The organism is Thalassobacterium maritimum (assembly GCF_031127805.1).
Taxonomy (GTDB): Bacteria; Verrucomicrobiota; Verrucomicrobiia; order Opitutales; family Coraliomargaritaceae; genus Thalassobacterium; species Thalassobacterium maritimum.
The window spans coordinates 1-2,508 of sequence record NZ_JARXHW010000112.1; the positions used below are offsets into that span (position 1 = coordinate 1).

Genomic DNA, 2,508 nt, shown 5'->3' on the forward strand with positions numbered 1-2,508 from the left:
TTCCAGTCCCGACCTTGTCGGGAGAGACCGCAGCGTAAAGGACCTTGTCCCACGCAGCAGGCTTTATTTTCACTAATTTACGTTTATGATGAGATCTCATTTTTCGTTCTTAGCGTCGGGTTGGATAAGCGTTCATTAGCGTAAATAAGCGGTTAAGAAATACGTCTGCTAGGATTTCCTTTTTTTCAATTTTCTTCCCTGATCGATGAGATGTCTCAAGACTGAAGCGCGGAGAGCGAAAGGAATTGAGACGATCGACTGGATCTACTCAGAAGAGCCAGTCGGTTGAGGCCATTCAAATGATTAGTTCTATTATCTGCGTTTCGATTTGATTCACTTTTCATTTTTTTGCCGCATAAGATTCAAGCTTCACGATTCCCCAGATCAGTGCGATAAGACCCAACAACATCCCCAACGCTTCAATTCCAAAGATGAGAAAGCCGAGCGGCGACATCTCGCTGTAAACTCCAGGAACAAATTTCAAAGCCCAAAGGGAGACGAAGCATGTGATGCTGAGCCCAAAGAGTATGAGTGGTCCTTTCATTTTCTTTCTGTAGATCGTAGAGTGCATGCATGTATGAGCGCCAGCGAAATACATTGTCATGGCACGACTGGATCTACTCTTCTTGATTCTATAAGCAATAGCTCAAACCTAAGTCCTAAGCAGGATGCAAGTATTCCGAATAACAATGAAATAGCTGAGACTATCAAAAATGGCCAGACTAAGATGAGTAAGAGGGAGTTCGACATAGACAGGACTTCGTAGATTCCTATTGCGTAGATGAGTATCATTAGAATCCAATACACGATCCAAATCGATTTTCCTTTTTTGCTTATCGCTCGTAAGAGTAGAAGTGACAGGGTCAGTGCAAGAAAGATTAAGTGTGAATTCGTCAGCTCTCCATTTTGATTTTGCACAAAAAGGGTCTGCATTAATAGCCATGGACTTGCGCATGCGACTAAGCAGAGGGGCATGATTCTGCTGCATACTGTTGTGATCTCTAGTTGCATGCTTCAGTTAATTCTTCTGTAGATCGATGAGGGGATGCGCGGAGAGTAGCGCGGCAGCGCTACTCGGAGTTGTCATCTCCCGACTTGTTAGCTCCTGTATTTTCGGTGGTGCCATCTTCAAGGCTCGGGCGCTCATTGTGAAGATAGTATTTCATTCGAATCGGATACATAGGGAAATCACCGCGATGTTCATAGTAGAATCCCGAAAACTCTTTGAAGAGCTTATGGATCTTATCGATATTTTGAGAAGTATTGGTGATCTCAAGTTCAAACGCTCCGTTGCAGAGCATGTGGCTGCCTTCTATCGAAGTGAACTCGACTCCATGGAGCTCAAAAATATTTATGTAGCGAGCTGCAAGCACCTGAGTCTCTTCTGTTCTATTTTTTGAGACACTGCTGACCATGTTAGGCGATAACCGAAGTTTCGGAGGCGATTCTTTTGGGAATGGATCGACTGAACCTTGGATCACATCGTCCCCATAAATCTCAACATAAATGTCATGCCTAAACTCTCTATCGAGTAACAAGGGATACTTGTCGGTGAAGTATTTTGTATAGCCAGCCATCATAATGAAACCACCCATTCTACCAATACTCAAAGTTTCGGTTTTTAGTTCTTCCGCTCGGAGCCCCGAAAGAGTGGAAAGTGCCAGTATGGCTAGGATGGCTTTTTTCATTTTTTCTTAGCTAACGATAAGGACAGGCAACCCGCCTGACGAGTTCGAAGTCCTGTTGCTTTTTAGAGTTTTACGGGCGGGGTATCGGGTTGTCCTGCTCCGACTGGTTCACTCTCCGTTTTTTCATTCGCTTGGAAAATGGGAAGTCGTAAATCTCTGCTTTTAGGCCGACATTATCAGCCAGATATGAGACAATGATCGGAAAGAAGATGATACATAGGATCCCAAAGATTCCTAAAAACCATTCTTTCACTGATTCAACCCCAATGAGTTCTGAGAGTAAGGTAGCTCCAAACGCCCCAAACTGATAAGTTACGGTGACCATGAAAAATAGAAGAAATAATCTCCAAGATATCCGGATACCATTGATCCATTCTTTTTTTAGCTTTTCCATTTTATTTCTGTGAACGTGGAGAGTAGTCGATGCGAGCCTATGAGGTCAATCGTTCAAATGATTGTCGAATAACTGGCGCGTGATCTCGCATTGACTAGCTCGTCTGGATGTACTTTCAGTCCTGCCAGAAGTAGTCGAATAGACGAGTGCTTCACTTTTCATTTTATTGGATTTTATTTAGGACGGCCCTGAGTCCAGCAAAGCTGGAAACCGCTTATGACCGCTAATCACACGCTTATATTAAGATCAAATTCATTTGAACACAGCGTGCTGGATAAGCGTTCCATAAGTGGTGATAAGCGGTTAAAAATCTGGGTTCTTGTTTCTGTATATCGTTGAGACCAGACACCCATCCTGTGGGCTCAGTCGTCCTGTTGATTTTTAGAGTTTTACGGGCGGGTTAAATGGGTTGTCTGTGTCGTCTGG

The 2,508-nt window shown here is 43.7% G+C and carries 3 protein-coding genes; all 3 read right to left on the reverse strand.

The window, feature by feature from the left end:
• Positions 1-340: 340 nt before the first annotated feature.
• Complete coding sequence (locus QEH52_RS19300; protein WP_308952593.1) at positions 341-544, reverse strand: hypothetical protein; 204 nt, start codon at positions 542-544, stop codon at positions 341-343.
• A gap of 526 nt (positions 545-1,070) precedes the next feature.
• Positions 1,071-1,688, reverse strand: coding sequence for a hypothetical protein (locus QEH52_RS19305; RefSeq protein WP_308952594.1), 618 nt, complete (start codon positions 1,686-1,688; stop codon positions 1,071-1,073).
• Between the two features lie 70 nt (positions 1,689-1,758).
• On the reverse strand, positions 1,759-2,082 hold the full coding sequence (locus QEH52_RS19310; protein ID WP_308952595.1) for a hypothetical protein: 324 nt from the start codon (positions 2,080-2,082) through the stop codon (positions 1,759-1,761).
• Positions 2,083-2,508: the final 426 nt, after the last annotated feature.